The organism is Aggregatibacter actinomycetemcomitans DSM 8324, from assembly GCF_000372365.1.
GTDB lineage: Bacteria > Pseudomonadota > Gammaproteobacteria > Enterobacterales > Pasteurellaceae > Aggregatibacter > Aggregatibacter actinomycetemcomitans.
The window spans coordinates 1-14,939 of the sequence record NZ_AQUU01000001.1 but is presented as its reverse complement, the minus strand read 5'-3'; the positions used below and the strand labels follow the sequence as shown (position 1 = coordinate 14,939).

At 43.8% G+C, this 14,939-nt stretch carries 15 protein-coding genes and 3 pseudogenes; 9 read left to right on the top strand and 9 right to left on the bottom strand.

From position 1 onward, the window contains the following. Positions 1-52 precede the first annotated feature (52 nt). From prfA to A3CS_RS0100075, 4 genes are all read left to right on the top strand, one after another. Entirely contained in the window at positions 53-1,135 is a 1,083-nt protein-coding gene (gene prfA, locus A3CS_RS0100090; protein WP_005544683.1) for a peptide chain release factor 1, read from the top strand. Positions 1,136-1,174: 39 nt separating this feature from the next. Then, positions 1,175-2,074 (top strand): peptide chain release factor N(5)-glutamine methyltransferase, encoded by a 900-nt coding sequence (gene prmC / locus A3CS_RS0100085; RefSeq protein ID WP_005544681.1) that lies wholly within the window; start codon positions 1,175-1,177, stop codon positions 2,072-2,074. 9 nt (positions 2,075-2,083) lie between these two features. Beyond that, positions 2,084-2,938 carry a 3-deoxy-8-phosphooctulonate synthase gene (gene kdsA, locus A3CS_RS0100080; RefSeq protein ID WP_005544680.1) on the top strand — a complete coding sequence of 285 codons (855 nt, stop codon included), beginning with the start codon at positions 2,084-2,086 and terminating at the stop codon, positions 2,936-2,938. 179 nt (positions 2,939-3,117) lie between these two features. Next, positions 3,118-3,627 carry an NlpC/P60 family protein gene (locus A3CS_RS0100075; RefSeq protein WP_019518126.1) on the top strand — a complete coding sequence of 170 codons (510 nt, stop codon included), beginning with the start codon at positions 3,118-3,120 and terminating at the stop codon, positions 3,625-3,627. A gap of 396 nt (positions 3,628-4,023) precedes the next feature. Here A3CS_RS0100075 and A3CS_RS0100070 read toward each other — a convergent pair whose 3' ends face one another. Next, the gene (locus tag A3CS_RS0100070) at positions 4,024-4,275 is read right to left on the bottom strand and encodes a YcgL domain-containing protein (RefSeq protein WP_005544676.1); all 252 of its coding nucleotides are present in this window, start codon (positions 4,273-4,275) and stop codon (positions 4,024-4,026) included. Positions 4,276-4,358: 83 nt separating this feature from the next. Between A3CS_RS0100070 and minC the strand changes: the two are divergent. Continuing rightward, positions 4,359-5,022: pseudogene (gene minC / locus A3CS_RS01000000110715) on the top strand (septum site-determining protein MinC). A 21-nt stretch (positions 5,023-5,043) separates the two neighbouring features. Here minC and A3CS_RS0100060 read toward each other — a convergent pair. The 6 genes from A3CS_RS0100060 to A3CS_RS01000000110710 all read right to left on the bottom strand — a co-directional run bounded on the left by A3CS_RS0100060 (position 5,044) and on the right by A3CS_RS01000000110710 (position 10,068). After that, entirely contained in the window at positions 5,044-5,589 is a 546-nt protein-coding gene (locus A3CS_RS0100060; protein ID WP_005544672.1) for a hypothetical protein, read from the bottom strand. Between the two features lie 223 nt (positions 5,590-5,812). After that, positions 5,813-6,280, bottom strand: coding sequence for a phosphohistidine phosphatase SixA (gene sixA / locus A3CS_RS0100055; RefSeq protein ID WP_005544669.1), 468 nt, complete (start codon positions 6,278-6,280; stop codon positions 5,813-5,815). A gap of 12 nt (positions 6,281-6,292) precedes the next feature. After that, on the bottom strand, positions 6,293-7,630 hold the full coding sequence (gene glmM, locus A3CS_RS0100050) for a phosphoglucosamine mutase (protein WP_005544668.1): 1,338 nt from the start codon (positions 7,628-7,630) through the stop codon (positions 6,293-6,295). 28 nt (positions 7,631-7,658) lie between these two features. Further along, on the bottom strand, positions 7,659-8,486 hold the full coding sequence (gene folP / locus A3CS_RS0100045) for a dihydropteroate synthase (protein WP_005544667.1): 828 nt from the start codon (positions 8,484-8,486) through the stop codon (positions 7,659-7,661). A 169-nt stretch (positions 8,487-8,655) separates the two neighbouring features. Next, on the bottom strand, positions 8,656-9,738 hold the full coding sequence (gene dinB / locus A3CS_RS0100040) for a DNA polymerase IV (RefSeq protein ID WP_005544665.1): 1,083 nt from the start codon (positions 9,736-9,738) through the stop codon (positions 8,656-8,658). A gap of 75 nt (positions 9,739-9,813) precedes the next feature. Further along, on the bottom strand, positions 9,814-10,068 hold the full coding sequence (locus A3CS_RS01000000110710) for a hypothetical protein (protein WP_012820935.1): 255 nt from the start codon (positions 10,066-10,068) through the stop codon (positions 9,814-9,816). Here A3CS_RS01000000110710 and A3CS_RS1000000111200 point away from each other — a divergent pair. Together A3CS_RS1000000111200 and A3CS_RS0100030 are read left to right on the top strand one after the other, a co-directional pair. Further along, positions 10,048-10,146 (top strand): annotated as a pseudogene (locus tag A3CS_RS1000000111200) (IS3 family transposase); the annotation flags it as partial. The gene A3CS_RS01000000110710 and the pseudogene A3CS_RS1000000111200 sit on opposite strands and share 21 nt — an antisense overlap. Positions 10,147-10,489: 343 nt before the next feature. Continuing rightward, positions 10,490-10,939 carry a LexA family protein gene (locus A3CS_RS0100030; RefSeq protein ID WP_005544663.1) on the top strand — a complete coding sequence of 150 codons (450 nt, stop codon included), beginning with the start codon at positions 10,490-10,492 and terminating at the stop codon, positions 10,937-10,939. Positions 10,940-11,211: 272 nt separating this feature from the next. Here the strand turns inward: A3CS_RS0100030 and A3CS_RS1000000112080 are convergent. Beyond that, positions 11,212-11,570 (bottom strand): annotated as a pseudogene (locus tag A3CS_RS1000000112080) (transposase). Positions 11,571-11,670: 100 nt separating this feature from the next. Continuing rightward, the gene (gene guaB, locus A3CS_RS0100020) at positions 11,671-13,137 is read right to left on the bottom strand and encodes an IMP dehydrogenase (RefSeq protein WP_005548590.1); all 1,467 of its coding nucleotides are present in this window, start codon (positions 13,135-13,137) and stop codon (positions 11,671-11,673) included. 141 nt (positions 13,138-13,278) lie between these two features. Here guaB and birA point away from each other — a divergent pair, with 141 nt between their 5' ends. Next, positions 13,279-14,211 (top strand): bifunctional biotin--[acetyl-CoA-carboxylase] ligase/biotin operon repressor BirA, encoded by a 933-nt coding sequence (gene birA / locus A3CS_RS0100015; protein WP_005567768.1) that lies wholly within the window; start codon positions 13,279-13,281, stop codon positions 14,209-14,211. 86 nt (positions 14,212-14,297) lie between these two features. After that, on the top strand, positions 14,298-14,501 hold the full coding sequence (locus A3CS_RS0100010; RefSeq protein ID WP_005548595.1) for a glycine zipper 2TM domain-containing protein: 204 nt from the start codon (positions 14,298-14,300) through the stop codon (positions 14,499-14,501). Positions 14,502-14,939 lie beyond the last annotated feature (438 nt).

Below are 14,939 nucleotides of genomic sequence, written 5' to 3'. Positions count from 1 at the left end.
AATGCTCCGATTTTTTTATTTCCTTTTCTATTTTCCTTCTGAAGGTCAAATAATGAAACCCTCTATTATCAATAAATTAGATAGCTTAAAAGAACGTTATGAAGAGCTGGAAGCCTTGTTAGGCGATGCTTCCGTGATTAGCGATCAGGACAAATTCAGAGCCTATTCCAAAGAATATGCACAACTTGAGGATGTTGTGAAAAGTTTTAACCGCTGGAATCAGCTCAATTCCAATCTGGAAGAAGCGCAGCTTTTGCTGGACGATCCCGAAATGAAAGAAATGGCGCAAATGGAGATCGAAGAGTCCAAAGCGGAACTTGAACAGGTTGAACAGCATTTACAAATTCTCTTATTGCCGAAAGATCCGAACGACGAATATAACTGTTATCTTGAAATCCGCGCCGGTACCGGTGGCGATGAGGCGGGCATTTTCGCCGGTGATTTATTCCGTATGTACAGCCGTTATGCGGAAACCAAACGTTGGCGTGTTGAAGTGCTCAGTGAAAATGAAAGCGAGCAGGGCGGATTTAAAGAAATTATCGCGTTGGTCAGCGGTGACGGCGTGTATGGTCAGTTAAAATTTGAATCGGGCGGCCACCGCGTGCAGCGAGTGCCGAAAACTGAATCACAAGGGCGTATTCACACCTCTGCCTGTACTGTTGCCGTGATGCCGGAATTGCTGGAATCGGAAATGCCGGAAATTAACCCGGCGGATTTACGCATTGACACCTACCGCGCGTCGGGTGCGGGCGGTCAGCACATCAATAAAACCGATTCCGCGGTGCGTATTACGCATATTCCGACGGGCATGGTGGTGGAATGTCAGGACGAACGTTCACAACATAAAAACAAAGCCAAAGCTTTATCGGTGCTGGCCTCCCGTCTGGTGCAACAGGAACAGGAAAAACTGGCGCAGGAGCAAGCTGACACCCGTCGTAATTTATTGGGTTCCGGCGATCGTTCCGATAAAATCCGCACTTACAATTACCCGCAAGGGCGCGTTACCGATCACCGTATTAACCTGACGATTTACCGCTTAGACGAAGTGATGAACGGCAAAATTGATGACTTGATTCAACCGATTATCACCGAATATCAAGCGGATCAGTTGGCGGCGTTGTCGGAGCAGAATTAACCATGAGAACGAGCTTAACGGCTCGTTCATTTTTTAACGATGAACTACCAACAATGGCTGCAACAGGCCATACAAGCGTTAAATCAGGCGAATCCCTCGGAAAATGGCAAAACCGATGCACAGGTGTTATTGCAATTTGTGACGCAAAAGTCTCGCGCTTTTATTCTGGCTTTCGGTGAAACGGCATTGGATGAAAAAACGCTGGAAAAACTGACCGCACTTTTAGCCCGCCGTTTGCAGGGCGAACCCATCGCTTATATTCTCGGTGAAAAAGAGTTTTGGTCGTTGCCGTTAAATGTTTCGGCAGGCACGCTGATTCCACGCCCCGACACGGAAATATTGGTGGAGAAGGCAGTGGCGATTGCCATTGAAAAGCTACAAAAGTGCGGTCAAAATTCGCAGCGTTTTCGCATTCTCGATCTTGGCACCGGCACCGGCGCGATTGCTTTGGCATTGGCTTCGGCGTTAAAACCTATTGCACAAAAACACACGGTTCAGTTGGATATTATTGGCGTTGACCTCACGCCTGAGGTGGTGGCATTGGCGAAATCTAACGGGGAAAAAAATCAATTGAATGTGGCTTTTGTGCAAAGTTGTTGGTTTGAAAATGTTACGGGGACGTTTGATTTAATCCTGAGTAACCCGCCGTATATTGATGCCCATGACGAACATTTAACGCAGGGTGATGTGCGTTTTGAACCCTTGTCCGCATTGGTTGCAGCGGAAGAAGGTTACGCGGATTTACGCCATATTATCGCCAATGCGCCGAAATTTATGCGGGAAAACGGCTATTTGTTGGTGGAACATGGTTGGCAGCAAGGGGAAAAAGTGCGGTCGATTTTCCAAGAGAATTTTTGGTCTGCGGTTGAAACTTTGCGGGATTACGGAAATAATGAGCGCGTCACATTAGGTTGTTGGGCGCAAACTGAAAATAAATAAGGAAGGCGTATGCAAAATAAACTCATTCAATTAGGCGATATTCAAATTGCCAACGATAAACCCTTTGTTTTATTCGGCGGCATGAACGTGCTGGAAAGTCGTGACATGGCGATGCGCGTGTGCGAAAAATATGTGGAAGTGACGCAAAAACTGGGCGTACCTTATGTGTTCAAAGCCTCTTTTGATAAGGCGAACCGTTCTTCTATTCATTCTTATCGCGGTCCGGGCATGGAGCAGGGGCTGAAAATTTTTGCCGAGCTCAAACAAACTTTCGGTGTAAAAATCATTACCGATGTACATGAAATTTATCAATGTCAGCCTGTTGCCGAGGTAGTGGATATTATTCAGTTGCCGGCATTTCTTGCCCGTCAAACGGATTTGGTGGAAGCCATGGCGCGCACCGGCGCGGTGATTAATGTGAAAAAACCGCAATTTTTAAGCCCGGGACAAATGGGCAATATCGTGGAAAAAATCGCCGAGTGCGGCAATGATAAAGTGATTCTGTGCGATCGCGGCACGAATTTTGGTTACGATAATTTAGTCGTAGATATGTTGGGTTTCAGCGTCATGAAAAACGTGTCGAAAGGCTGTCCGGTAATTTTTGACGTGACCCATTCATTGCAATGTCGCGATCCGTTCGGTGCGGCTTCCGGCGGACGCCGTGCACAAGTTACCGAACTTGCCCGTTCCGGTCTGGCGGTAGGATTGGCGGGGCTGTTCTTAGAAGCCCATCCGGATCCAAGCAACGCAAAATGTGACGGACCATCGGCGTTACCGCTAGATAAGCTGGAGGCTTTCGTGAATCAAATGAAAGCGATAGATAATTTGGTGAAATCTTTTCCCGAATTGGATACGGCGAATTAATCCTTTCAGTATTCGATATACATTCAACATATAGTGCATAAAATTCCATTTATGCACTATATATGCTAAAAAGTACGATATTTTTATTAAATTAAAGTGGATTTTTACTTAAATTTACGATATTATCCCGCTCAGTTCTATAAACGTAAAAAACCTATTTAAAATAACTACTTAAATTTATGTTCAAAAAATTATTGATTATTATCCCTTTACTCGTCTTAACCGCTTGTTCAACCGGCACAGCCTCATACCAACCGGATCAAGATGAAGAACAGCTTAATCAATTAATTACCTCCCAATTAAAAACCAACAAACCCCGTCAATACTCCGGCATTATGGACAAACGCCTTTCCAAAATTTATCAGGAATGGGCAGGGACCCGTTATCGTTTTGGCGGCACCACAAAAAATGGCATTGATTGTTCCGGCTTTATGCAAACCACCTTTTTAGATGCGTTTGGTGTGACATTGCCGCGTTCGACTTCCGAACAGCGTTATGTCGGTAAAGCGATTCAAAAGAAAGAACTGAAAGTGGGCGATTTGGTTTTTTTCCGTATAAATAATCATGTAGGCGTATACGTCGGCAACGACCAGTTTATGCATTCCAGTACAAGCCGAGGCGTGATTATTGAGTCCTTAAGCGACAATTACTGGGCGAGAACGTATACCCAATCCCGTCGGGTTCTTTAAGTTTGATTAGATTGAATAAAAAGTATTCTGCATCCCAATCAGATACCACAACCAACTAAACTATGGATTTTTATGGTCAAACATTATTCAATCGAATTCAAACATCATATCATCCGCCGACGTAAGCAAGCGGAAAAAAACGGTCATATTGCGTCAAACTTACTCACGTGCAATCTGATTACCAGAAACTCAAAGAGAAGTTAGCCACAGACTCAGCTGAGTTTTTGGCAGAGAGTGAGAAACTGTATCCTTTCCTCAATGTGAGCTTAGCCAATCGGGAGATTGACTCCTTTACAACTGTATGGTGCCTGACTTTCGGCTTAGTCTCGCCAATGCTGGAAAGCGATATTTAATTAGGTTTATTTATCTATCCAAGTTTTTGGGTGCAGAGCACTTTTAAAGACTAAACAGCCAATCATCTTTCTTCGGTGTTTGCAAATAAAAGCCTTTTTCCCTGATATTTTGCAAAACCTCCGTTTTGTCTGCATTCACCAGCGGCTTTTCGCCAGTCAGGTTAAACAACATGACAAAAATTGGTTTTCCAAATATCTTTAGCAGCGCCTCAGGTACACCATCAAAATGACTGCGCTTTTCAATATAAAGATACATGCCCGCTTCCTTCGGGCTTTTATAAATGGCACATAACATAATTTTGCTCCAAAATGAGGTTCGAGTTGCTGATTTTGCAATAATTCTTTATTATTAGAAGCTCTTTTTCTTGGAATTTCGTGATGGCTCAAGATATTATCGAACTACGAACAGGTCAATTTTCCGCCGTATTTATCAGTATCAACAGTTCAAGCTTAACGGCGATCAAACGTGCGCTGGCAAAAAAAGCTAAAAACGCACCGTCTTTGTTTCAGAATATTGAAGTGATTTTACAGTTCAATCCGGTGTTGGAAAAAGTCAATTTAACCGTGTTGAAAGCCTTACTTGCCGAATACAACATTCATGTCATCGGTGTAGCTGACTGGCAAAACCATCTGCAAAGAGAATTAATCCTCAGCGCCGATTTACCGATTCTCGGCAACATTGATAAACCTGTCTGAAATTCTTCCCGAACCGCGCTATCAACCGACTAAAGTTATCGCCTACAACGTGATTGGTAAACAGGTGATCTACGCCAAAAACAGCGATTTAATCATTCACGGTGATGTGGAGCATGGCGCCGAAGTGGCGGCAGACGGCAATATTCACATTTACGGCGAATTATTAGGGCGCGCCATGGCGGGCGTCAACAGCAGTTCAGGATCTATTTATGCACAATATTTAGATGCCGAATTCGTGGCGGTAAATAGCCGTTTTCTGTACAAAGAAAAAATCCCAACTGAATTTTTATATCGTTCAGTCAGGATTTTTGCGGAAAAGGATAAATTAGTTTTTGCCCCGTTTTAAAAAGCAGTTTAGACTGCTTTTTTATTTGCTTTCAGTTTCGCTTTTTACCGCGTCTTTCATTTCATCAGTTTGCGTTGCGGTGGCACCCATTTTTTCAGATACGGCATCTTTCACTTCGGCCATTTTATCTGCCGCTGCGTCTTTTGCATCTTTGACTGCTTCAGCTGCTGTATCTTTCATTTCATTGACTTGTGTTGCCATGGCATCCATTTTTTCAGATATGGCATCTTTCACTTCTGCCATTTTATCTGCCGCTGCATCTTTTGCATCTTTGGCCGCTTCAACTGCAGCATCTTTCATTTCACTGGCCTGCGTTGCCATGGCATCCATTTTTTCAGATACGACATCTTTCACTTCGGCCATTTTATCGGCTGCCATGTTTTGTGCATCTTTGGCAGCTTCAACTGTAGCATCCTTAACATCATTTGCGGCGTTTACTACAGCATCTTTAGCCTCGGAGACACTTGTTTTCGCCTGCTCGGCTTGTGGTGAAGTTTTGCTGTCATCACAACCGGTTACACTTAAAGTTACGCCTAACACTAATGCGGCTAATACTGATTTTTTCATCGTTACTCCTAAATTAACAATTGAAAGATAAACGCCTTACAATATTGTTCTGTAAGACACCTATAGTGTGTAACAAAAATTTACAAAGGCAAGTATTTTTTTGTTAAAACTTGCTTAAAAATAGCAAAGTACAATTAATAAAAAGTCACAATAAGATGAAATATATCGTTTTTTAGATTTTAATTTTGAAGCAAAATAAAATTTACAAAAAATTTAATATAGGTCAAAATTTATCCAAATATTTAATTCCGATGACCTCAGCGCACTCATCACCGAGATAAATTTCCGCAATGGTTGCCGGGTAAAAACTCGCGGGATTTCGACCGCACATTTCTTTCACAATGTCGCCAACTAAAGGCAAATGAGAAATGATTAACACATTTTCCACACCTTCTTCAGCTAACACGGAGAGATAATCGCTCACAATGCCGGAATCGCCGTAAGGCGTGATACCATCCCAAATTTTCAGTTTGTCGGTTAGCTTTTGTTCATAAACTTCATTAATTTGATTAAAGGTCTCCAACGCGCGGGTATAAGGGCTGACCAACACTTTATCCAAGTCAAGTGCGGTGGATTTTAACCAAGTTCCTTGCAAAGTGGATTGTTCCTTACCGCGCGCATTAAGACGGCGTTCCTTATCAGAATTCACCATTAATTCCGCTTCGCCGTGACGCATAACAAATAAACGCATGACCATTAAATCCTAGTTGGCTTCTTTTACTGCTGCTGCAATTTCTTCTGCACATTGCTGTGCCAAAGTGCCATCTTCACATTCCACCATGATGCGGATAAGCGGTTCGGTACCTGATTTACGCAACAAAATTCGCCCTTTGCCCGCCAACCGTTTTTCCATCTCGGCAGCAACCATTTTCACCGCACCACTTTCCAACGGATTTTCACCACCGGCAAAACGTACATTGATTAGCACTTGCGGGAATAATTTGACCGCACCCGCCAATTCATTAAGGGACAAACGATGTTTTGCCATCGCAGCCAATACGGCAAGAGAAGCAATAATGCCATCCCCGGTAGTGTTGCGATCGGCAATGATAATATGACCGGAGTTTTCTCCGCCTAAGCCCCAACCGCGTTCCTGCATTTTTTCCAATACATAACGATCGCCCACATTGGCACGCACAAATGGAATCGCTAATTGTTTTAACGCCAATTCAAGGCTCATGTTGCTCATTAATGTGCCGACCACACCACCTTGCAAACGACCTTCACGCAACGCTTCGCGGGCAATAATAAATAAGGCTTGGTCTCCATCGACTTTATTACCAAGGTGATCCACCATAATTAAGCGGTCGCCGTCGCCATCATACGCCAAGCCGACATCCGCATTGGTTTCTACCACTTTGGCTTGTAACGCCGCGATGTCGGTTGCACCACATTTTTCATTGATGTTCATACCGTTCGGATGCGTCCCGATTTCAATGACTTCCGCGCCCAGCTCGCGCATGACATTCGGCGCAATGTGGTAAGTCGCACCGTTGGCACAGTCCACCACGATCTTGTAGCCTTCCAGACTCAAATGCGCCGGGAATGTACTTTTACAAAATTCGATATAACGACCCGCCGCATCTTTAATTCGGCTGGCACGCCCTAATTCGGCAGATTCCACGCAATCCATCGGTTGTTCTAACATGGCTTCGATTTCTTCTTCCACTTCATCCGGCAATTTCGTGCCTTGCGTAGAGAAAAACTTGATTCCGTTATCGTAATACGGGTTATGTGAGGCAGAAATTACAATGCCGGCTTCAGCGCGGAAAGTGCGGGTTAAATAAGCCACTGCCGGGGTCGGCATTGGTCCGGTAAAAGCGGCAGACAAACCGGCAGCCGCCAAACCCGCTTCAAGCGCGGATTCCAGCATATAACCGGAAATACGCGTATCTTTACCGATTAACACCACGCGGGAGCCATGATTTGCCAGCACTTTGCCCGCAGCCCAACCGAGTTTTAACACAAAATCAGGGGTAATCGGATGAGATCCCACTTTCCCACGCACCCCGTCGGTGCCGAAATATTTACGTTCAGCCATGTTTAATTCCTTTTTTTAAATACGTTATTTAACTGTTTAGGGTTGCCTGCCAGATTTTTAACGCATCGGCAGTTTCGCCGACATCATGTACGCGCAAAATACGGGCGCCATTCATCGCGGCAATTAAAGCAGCGCTGACACTACCGACGGTTCGTTGTTCCACTGGTTTATCCAGCACCGCGCCAATCATTGATTTACGGGATATGCCCGCCAGTACAGGATACCCCTGCTGGCAGAAAACCCAGAGTTGTTGCAATAAGCGATAATTATGTTGCACGCTTTTGCCAAACCCGAAGCCCGGATCCCAAATGATGTTATCTTGTTTGATTCCTGCCGCCAGACATTGTTCCGTACGTTGCTGCATAAATTTTAAAACGTCGGCGACCACGTCCTCATAGTGAGGATTTAACTGCATAGTGCGGGGCTGCCCCTGCATATGCATAATGCACACCGGCAACGCCAGCTGTGCGGCAGTCTCCAACGCTTGCGGTTCCTGCAATGCACGAATATCGTTAATCAAATCCATGCCGGCATTTGCCGTTTCACGCATGACCTGCGGTTTTGATGTGTCTACCGAAATCCAGCAATCGAATCGTTGACACACTGCCTCGACTAAAGGCACAACACGTTGCAATTCCTCTTCCAAAGTGACTTCATCCGCCATCGGTCGGGTGGATTCGCCGCCGATGTCAATAATCGATGCGCCCAGCCTTAGCATCTTTTCCACTTGTGCTAACGCTTTGTCTAACTGAAAAAACTTGCCGCTATCGGAAAACGAATCGGGGGTGAAATTGAGAATCCCCATAATTTGGGGAGTAGAAAGGTCTAAAACTTTATTGTTGGCGGTTAACTTCATGAGGAATTCACTTGCTTGTCTATGCAAAAATGATACGCAAACCTATGCGTAAAAGTGCGGTGCATTATAGCGGAGTTTCTTAACCTTGCCAAAATAATCCGAAGCATGATGTGCGTTATGATTCAAGTGTCAACAGTAAGCGCTAAATCATACACTCATCACAAAACCCTTACCACAGGCTCATTTGTTCCGATTGTTTTTCTTCCGGCAAAGTGACGTGCAAGCCGATTAAACGCACACTGCGCCCTTGCTTGCGTTGCCAAATTTGCGCCAACAGCAGGCGAAAATTTTCTTCGGAAAAATCCACCGCACTTTTTTCCAAGGTAGTGACCTGAAAATCTTCAAATTTTAGCTTCACCCCGATTTTGCGAAATTGCGCCAGCGGAATATTCGGACAGGCACGCTGCACCCGCGCCACTAATTGAGAATACAGTTTTTTCAAAACATCATCTCCTTGGGCAAGCTGCTCAATATTTTCTAATAACGTGGTTTCCACGCCCACCGATTTACGCTCCCGATGAGGTTGCACCGGGCGTTCATCAATGCCATGGCTATATGCCCAAATGTGCTGCCCCACTTTGCCGAACAAATTAAACAGCGCATTGCGATCGTATTTTTGCACATCGGCACAGGTCGCCAGACCCATTTGCAGTAATTTTTCCGAGGTCACTTTGCCCACGCCGGGAATCTTTTTCAACGGTAATGCGGCGACAAAATCCGCCACCTCTTTCGGTTCGATCACAAACTGCCCGTTCGGCTTGTTTTGATCAGAGGCGATTTTCGCCAAAAATTTCAACGGTGCCACGCCCGCCGACGCGGTTAAATGTAATTCATTAAAAATCGCCGACCGAATATCTTGTGCAATCCAAGTGGCGGAACCGGCACATTTATCGCAATCCGTGACATCCAAATAGGCTTCGTCCAGAGAAAGCGGTTCAATAATAGAAGTATAACGTTGAAATATTTGATGAATTTGCTGCGACACTTCGCGATACAGCGGCATATTGACGGGTAACAGAACCAGATTCGGGCATAATTGCAGGGCTTGCGCGGTAGGCATGGCGCTATGCAAGCCAAACTCGCGCGCTGCATAATTGCAAGTGGTCAGCACGCCGCGTTGCTCCGCTCTGCCGCCTACCGCAACAGGTTTATCGGCGAGGGAAGGATTTTCACGAATTTCAGTGGAGGCATAAAAGCAGTCCATATCAATGTGAATAATTTTTCTGGGTTTGCGCGTAAGAGAATCTGGCATAAAAAAGTGCAGTTAAAAAAACAATCAAATTTTTGACCGCGCTTTATCACACAAAACTGTATAAATAAACAGTAATTAATTGGCAACATTAATTTGTTGTCTGTCGGCGAGGATCAAATTATGCGTCACAGAATACACCTGAATCGGCTCCTGCAAATGGGTAAACAGGGAACGGTATTGCTCTGGGATTTGATTAAAAGGAATGCGTAAATTAACGGTGATTTTGGTTTTCGGCGCCATCGGCTGCACAAAATTTAACGACACATTCTGCGAATAAATCATTTGCTGATCGTACAAATACGCGGCAAAACGCTCCACGAATACGTTCATTACTACAACCATGAATGTATTCAAGTAAAATTAAAAGGACTAAGCCCTGTGGAATACAGAACTCAGTCCTTGAATTGAAGGCGTCTAACTTTTTGGGTGCAGATCAAAAATTCTCACTATCTTTTTTAATTCAATGCACGTTGCGAATCAAAATTGATTCCCCTAAAAGACCTAGTAAAAATGGCTCAAATTTTGACTAAACAGAATATGAATGCCGGGAATTTTTTAATTCCGAAAAATATTCTGCGTGAAATAAAAAAATTCAATGGAAACAGTATATTTTATCGTTAGCAATAAAATCTGACTTTCACTCACTTCTCAAAGAAAAAACTTTTCTTTTTTATCGCTTGACATACTGGATAAAATGCCAGTATATTATATCCTGTATAAACGAACAGTTAATTTTAACTAAGGATTCCCTATGAATTATCAAAATCATGCCGCAGTCCAAAATGATCAGTCTTTTTCTTATCAGCCAATGCCGTTTTTTGATGATATGAAACAAAATAACTTGTTCTTTAACAAAAAACTGGATCTTAACTTGTACTGCATCAGACGCCCGCAACAAACCTGCTTTATTCGCGTAACCAATCCGAATATGTTGGCGTGGGGAATTGATGTGGGTGATATGTTGATCGTAGAAAAAAATAATGAGTTATTCGTTGAAGAACTGGTTGTGCTTGAAGTCAATAACGAATTTCATGTGTATGAGTTTATCGCCCATACAAACGGCGAATTCGTTTTCTTATCGCTTGATTCCAAAACCGAAAATATTAAAATCGCCGACTGGCGCAAACTCCCTATCGTCGGCACCGTCACCAATGTGATTCATCAGCTGCAACGCAAAAACACCATGCGTTTTGCCGCGTAATATTGAATATAAAGCAAAAAAAGTGCGGTCGAAAATTTAATTCTTTTTTCGACCGCACTTTGATCTGCCTCCCAAAAGTTGGACAGGTTAGTTAACTTAAGTATTGAGCTCGGTACTGTACCGGGCTCAATACTTTTAAATCGAGTTTAATTCGTTTTGGTTTTAATACACCAAATTTACCCGGCTGTAATCTTGCTTAACCTGTTGATAATAAAAGGTTGAACGAGGTATTTCGGACACTTGCAGCAAGTCATTTGAGGCATGTTTTTCCTTTAACTTTGCGGTGACTTTTCTTTTTTCTGTTGTCGTTCTTGACTGCCCAATTCCACTAACTTTTTTAGATAATCAATCTTCGCTCTCGCAAGGGCGGGTTCTCGTTTGAGTTTTTTCAAGGCTTGTGGTGAAAAGTCGGTTGTTTCAGTCACTTCAATCTGCATTTTTTTCATTTTGGGTATTTTAGGTTTAGTATAAGGTGATTTTACGCCATCAAGTCCTCTTTCACGAAAGGCTTTTAATCAATAAATGACTTGAGAATGAGGAATCTGATGAAGTTTAGCCACCTCACGGATACCAAATCCTGTTCGGTGACCTGTTTGATAACTTTTAGATGAAATTGATAAGAGTAGGGCATAATCTGCACTTCAAATTAGATGCCCGGGTTTGGGGGCAGATTAAAGTGCGGTCAGTTTGAAAAAAGTTTTTTAAACCAACCGCACTTTTTAGGCGTTGAATTAGCTCATGCGGTAATTCGGTGCTTCTTTAGTGATCGTCACATCATGTACATGGCTTTCTTTAATGCCGGCGCCACTGATGCGCACAAATTGGGCTTTGGTGCGTAATTCATCAATGGTGGCGCAACCGGTTAAGCCCATGCAGGAGCGTAAACCGCCCATTTGTTGATGGATAATTTCTTTCAATAAGCCTTTATAAGGAATGCGTCCTTCGATACCTTCCGGCACCAGCTTATCCGCCGCGTTGTCCGATTGGAAATAACGATCGCTGGAGCCTTTCGCCATGGCGCCGAGGGAGCCCATGCCGCGATAAGATTTGAACGCACGTCCTTGGTACAATTCAATTTCACCCGGTGCTTCTTCCGTGCCGGCAAACATCGAACCTACCATCACGCAGCTGGCGCCGGCGGCAATGGCTTTGGCGATGTCGCCGGAATAACGAATCCCGCCGTCGGCAATGACTGGAATGCCACGATCTTTTAATGCTTCTGCGGCGTCGGAAATGGCGGTAATTTGCGGCACGCCCACGCCTGTTACGATACGGGTGGTACAAATTGACCCCGGGCCGATGCCCACTTTCACTGCGCTTGCACCCGCATCCGCTAAGGCAATGGCACCTTCGGCTGTCGCGATATTGCCCGCAATAATCGGTAAGTTAGGGTATTTCGCGCGGGTTTCACGCACGCGTTGCAATACGCCTTCGGAATGCCCGTGAGAGGAGTCGATCAATAGTACGTCAACACCGGCTTTTACTAAGGCATCAATACGTTCTTCATTGCTGGCGCCCGCGCCAACCGCCGCACCTACGCGCAAACGACCGAATTCGTCTTTACAGGCGTTCGGTTTTTGTTCGGCTTTTTGATAGTCTTTTAAGGTAATCATGCCTTTCAATTTAAAGTTATCATCCACAACCAAGACTTTTTCTACGCGGTGTTTGTGCATGAGTTGGAAAATTTCTTCACGTTGCGCGTCTTCTTTAACGGTTACCAAACGATCTTTCGGCGTCATAAAATCGGCAACGGTTTTATTGACATTGGATACGAAACGAATGTCACGACCGGTAATAATGCCCACTAAATTGTTGTCGGCATCTACCACGGGATAACCCGCGAAGCCGTTTTTTTGCGCAATGGCTTTTAATTCGCTGATGGTTAAATTAGGCGGAACGGTAATCGGATCCGACACCACGCCGCTTTCAAATTTTTTCACTTTACGCACGCGGTCCACCTGGCGTTCGATCGTCATGTTTTTATGAATAAAGCCAATACCGCCTTCTTGCGCTAATGAAATTGCTAATTTGGCTTCAGTCACAGTATCCATGGCGGCGGATAACATTGGAATGTTCAGGCGGATGGTGGAAGTGAGTTGGGTGGAAAGATTAGCAGTGTTCGGTAACACGGTAGAATGAGCGGGCAGGAGAAGAACGTCGTCAAACGTCAATGCCTCTTTTTGTATGCGTAATGCCATTGCAATATCTCTCTTAGTTGAGTGTTTAGGGAAAAATATTGCGGGAGAATTATACAGATTTTACGTTAAATTGGGAACAAAAATTTATAAAAAATGCCATTTGGCGTATGATAGAGGCAATTCTTTCAACAAGGAAACAGTATGGCGAAATTATTAGAGTTATTGGTGAGCGGCGTTGAAAATTCATTGGAAAATCTGACCGCACTTTTAGGCTGTGACGCGCAGCAATTGCAACAGGAAATCCTCCAATTGGAGCAGCAGGGGATATGTTTTGAGGTGGAAAACGGTCATCTTTATTTGATCCCCGAAATGCCGCTATTAGATGAAGCACGTTTGACACAAGCTTTAGCGCCTTATGGCGTAACGCTTAAACCGGTGATTTCCTCGACTAACCAATATTTGTTGGATCACTTGGAACAGTTACAAAAGGGGGATTTATGCTTGGCGGAATATCAAACCACAGGGCGTGGACGCCGTGGCAGACAATGGATTTCACCCTTTGCAGGGCAAATAATCATGAGTTTTTATTGGCAGCTGAATCCAACAAAATCTCTGGATGGATTGAGCTCGGTGATTGGTCTTGCCATTGTTCAAGCATTGGCGGAGTTGGATATGTACGGATTCCAAGTGAAATGGCCGAACGATATTTTAGTTAATGATCGAAAACTGGCGGGTATTCTGGTGGAGATCGTTAATCGCAAAAACGGCATGTTGAATCTGATTGTAGGCATCGGCATGAATATTTCCCTCGGACAGAATAAAAAAATCGATCAACCGTGGGCAGAATTAAGCGAATTTTTCCCGCAGGTTGATCGTGAACAAATTATCATCAAAATGACGAAAACCATTTACCGTTACCTCGAACGTTTTGAACAACACGGCATTGATGCCGAACTGCAACAACAGTGGCTTAATCACGATGCGTATTTCGGCGCGGAGGTCAATGTTATTACGGAAAAAAGTGCGATTTCCGGTACTGAACAAGGCATTGATGCTGCAGGACATTTATGCGTCATTACGGAAAACGGCAGACAATATTTCAACGCCGGAGAAGTGTCCTTACGCAAAAAATAAACTTTTTCATAAAAGCCAAGTCTAAAGCGGTGGGTAACAACGAGAACATTACTCATCTTATTTTAGTAATTTAATGAGGTTTTAAAATGAAAAAACGGGTTCAAATTCTTGGCATCGTGACGTTAGCCGTGGCTTTAACCGGCTGCCATAATTTAAGCAGAACACAAAAGAATACCGCTGTCGGCGCTGCAATCGGTGGTGTTGCCGGTAACGTTATCGGCGGTTCAACCGGTGCCACTTTAGGTGGTGCGGCACTTGGCGGTTTGATTGGAAGCCAAGTGGGCAAATAATTTATTTTACTTAACTCGGAAAGCCAAAAGTGCGGTCAGAAATTCAAGCGTTTTTCTGACCGCATTTTTTTGATCTCCATAATTTTTTATCTCAAAGGAAAACACAATTTGGCGAGTTTATGAGCAAATAATAAAAAAGTTCAATTTTTTGTAAAAAAACTCTTGCAAAGAATTAGTAAATACCTATAATACGCGGTCACAACGACGCGCCGTTGTAGGTTTTTATAAACAGTGCGTCGTTTTTTGTTCTTTAACAATCAATCATACAAACTGTGTGGGCACTTATAGATTCGTTTTAGATAATTTTAAGATTGAACTTAATAGGTGCCGGAAGATTCGTTTATTTATATTATTTATAATAGATTAATTAAGTCAGCTATTGAGGGATTAAGCTTTTTGAATTGAAGAGTTTGATCATGGCTCAGATTGAACGCTGGC

Bases quoted from the DNA above. Each gene is read 5' to 3' on its own strand.
- prfA (WP_005544683.1), top strand. From the start codon at position 53: ATGAAACCCTCTATTATCAATAAATTAGATAGCTTAAAAGAACGTTAT.
- prmC (WP_005544681.1), top strand. From the start codon at position 1,175: ATGAACTACCAACAATGGCTGCAACAGGCCATACAAGCGTTAAATCAG.
- kdsA (WP_005544680.1), top strand. From the start codon at position 2,084: ATGCAAAATAAACTCATTCAATTAGGCGATATTCAAATTGCCAACGAT.
- A3CS_RS0100075 (WP_019518126.1), top strand. From the start codon at position 3,118: ATGTTCAAAAAATTATTGATTATTATCCCTTTACTCGTCTTAACCGCT.
- A3CS_RS0100070 (WP_005544676.1), bottom strand. From the start codon at position 4,275: ATGTTATGTGCCATTTATAAAAGCCCGAAGGAAGCGGGCATGTATCTT.
- A3CS_RS0100060 (WP_005544672.1), bottom strand. From the start codon at position 5,589: ATGAAAAAATCAGTATTAGCCGCATTAGTGTTAGGCGTAACTTTAAGT.
- sixA (WP_005544669.1), bottom strand. From the start codon at position 6,280: ATGCGTTTATTTGTTATGCGTCACGGCGAAGCGGAATTAATGGTGAAT.
- glmM (WP_005544668.1), bottom strand. From the start codon at position 7,630: ATGGCTGAACGTAAATATTTCGGCACCGACGGGGTGCGTGGGAAAGTG.
- folP (WP_005544667.1), bottom strand. From the start codon at position 8,486: ATGAAGTTAACCGCCAACAATAAAGTTTTAGACCTTTCTACTCCCCAA.
- dinB (WP_005544665.1), bottom strand. From the start codon at position 9,738: ATGCCAGATTCTCTTACGCGCAAACCCAGAAAAATTATTCACATTGAT.
- A3CS_RS01000000110710 (WP_012820935.1), bottom strand. From the start codon at position 10,068: ATGAACGTATTCGTGGAGCGTTTTGCCGCGTATTTGTACGATCAGCAA.
- A3CS_RS0100030 (WP_005544663.1), top strand. From the start codon at position 10,490: ATGAATTATCAAAATCATGCCGCAGTCCAAAATGATCAGTCTTTTTCT.
- guaB (WP_005548590.1), bottom strand. From the start codon at position 13,137: ATGGCATTACGCATACAAAAAGAGGCATTGACGTTTGACGACGTTCTT.
- birA (WP_005567768.1), top strand. From the start codon at position 13,279: ATGGCGAAATTATTAGAGTTATTGGTGAGCGGCGTTGAAAATTCATTG.
- A3CS_RS0100010 (WP_005548595.1), top strand. From the start codon at position 14,298: ATGAAAAAACGGGTTCAAATTCTTGGCATCGTGACGTTAGCCGTGGCT.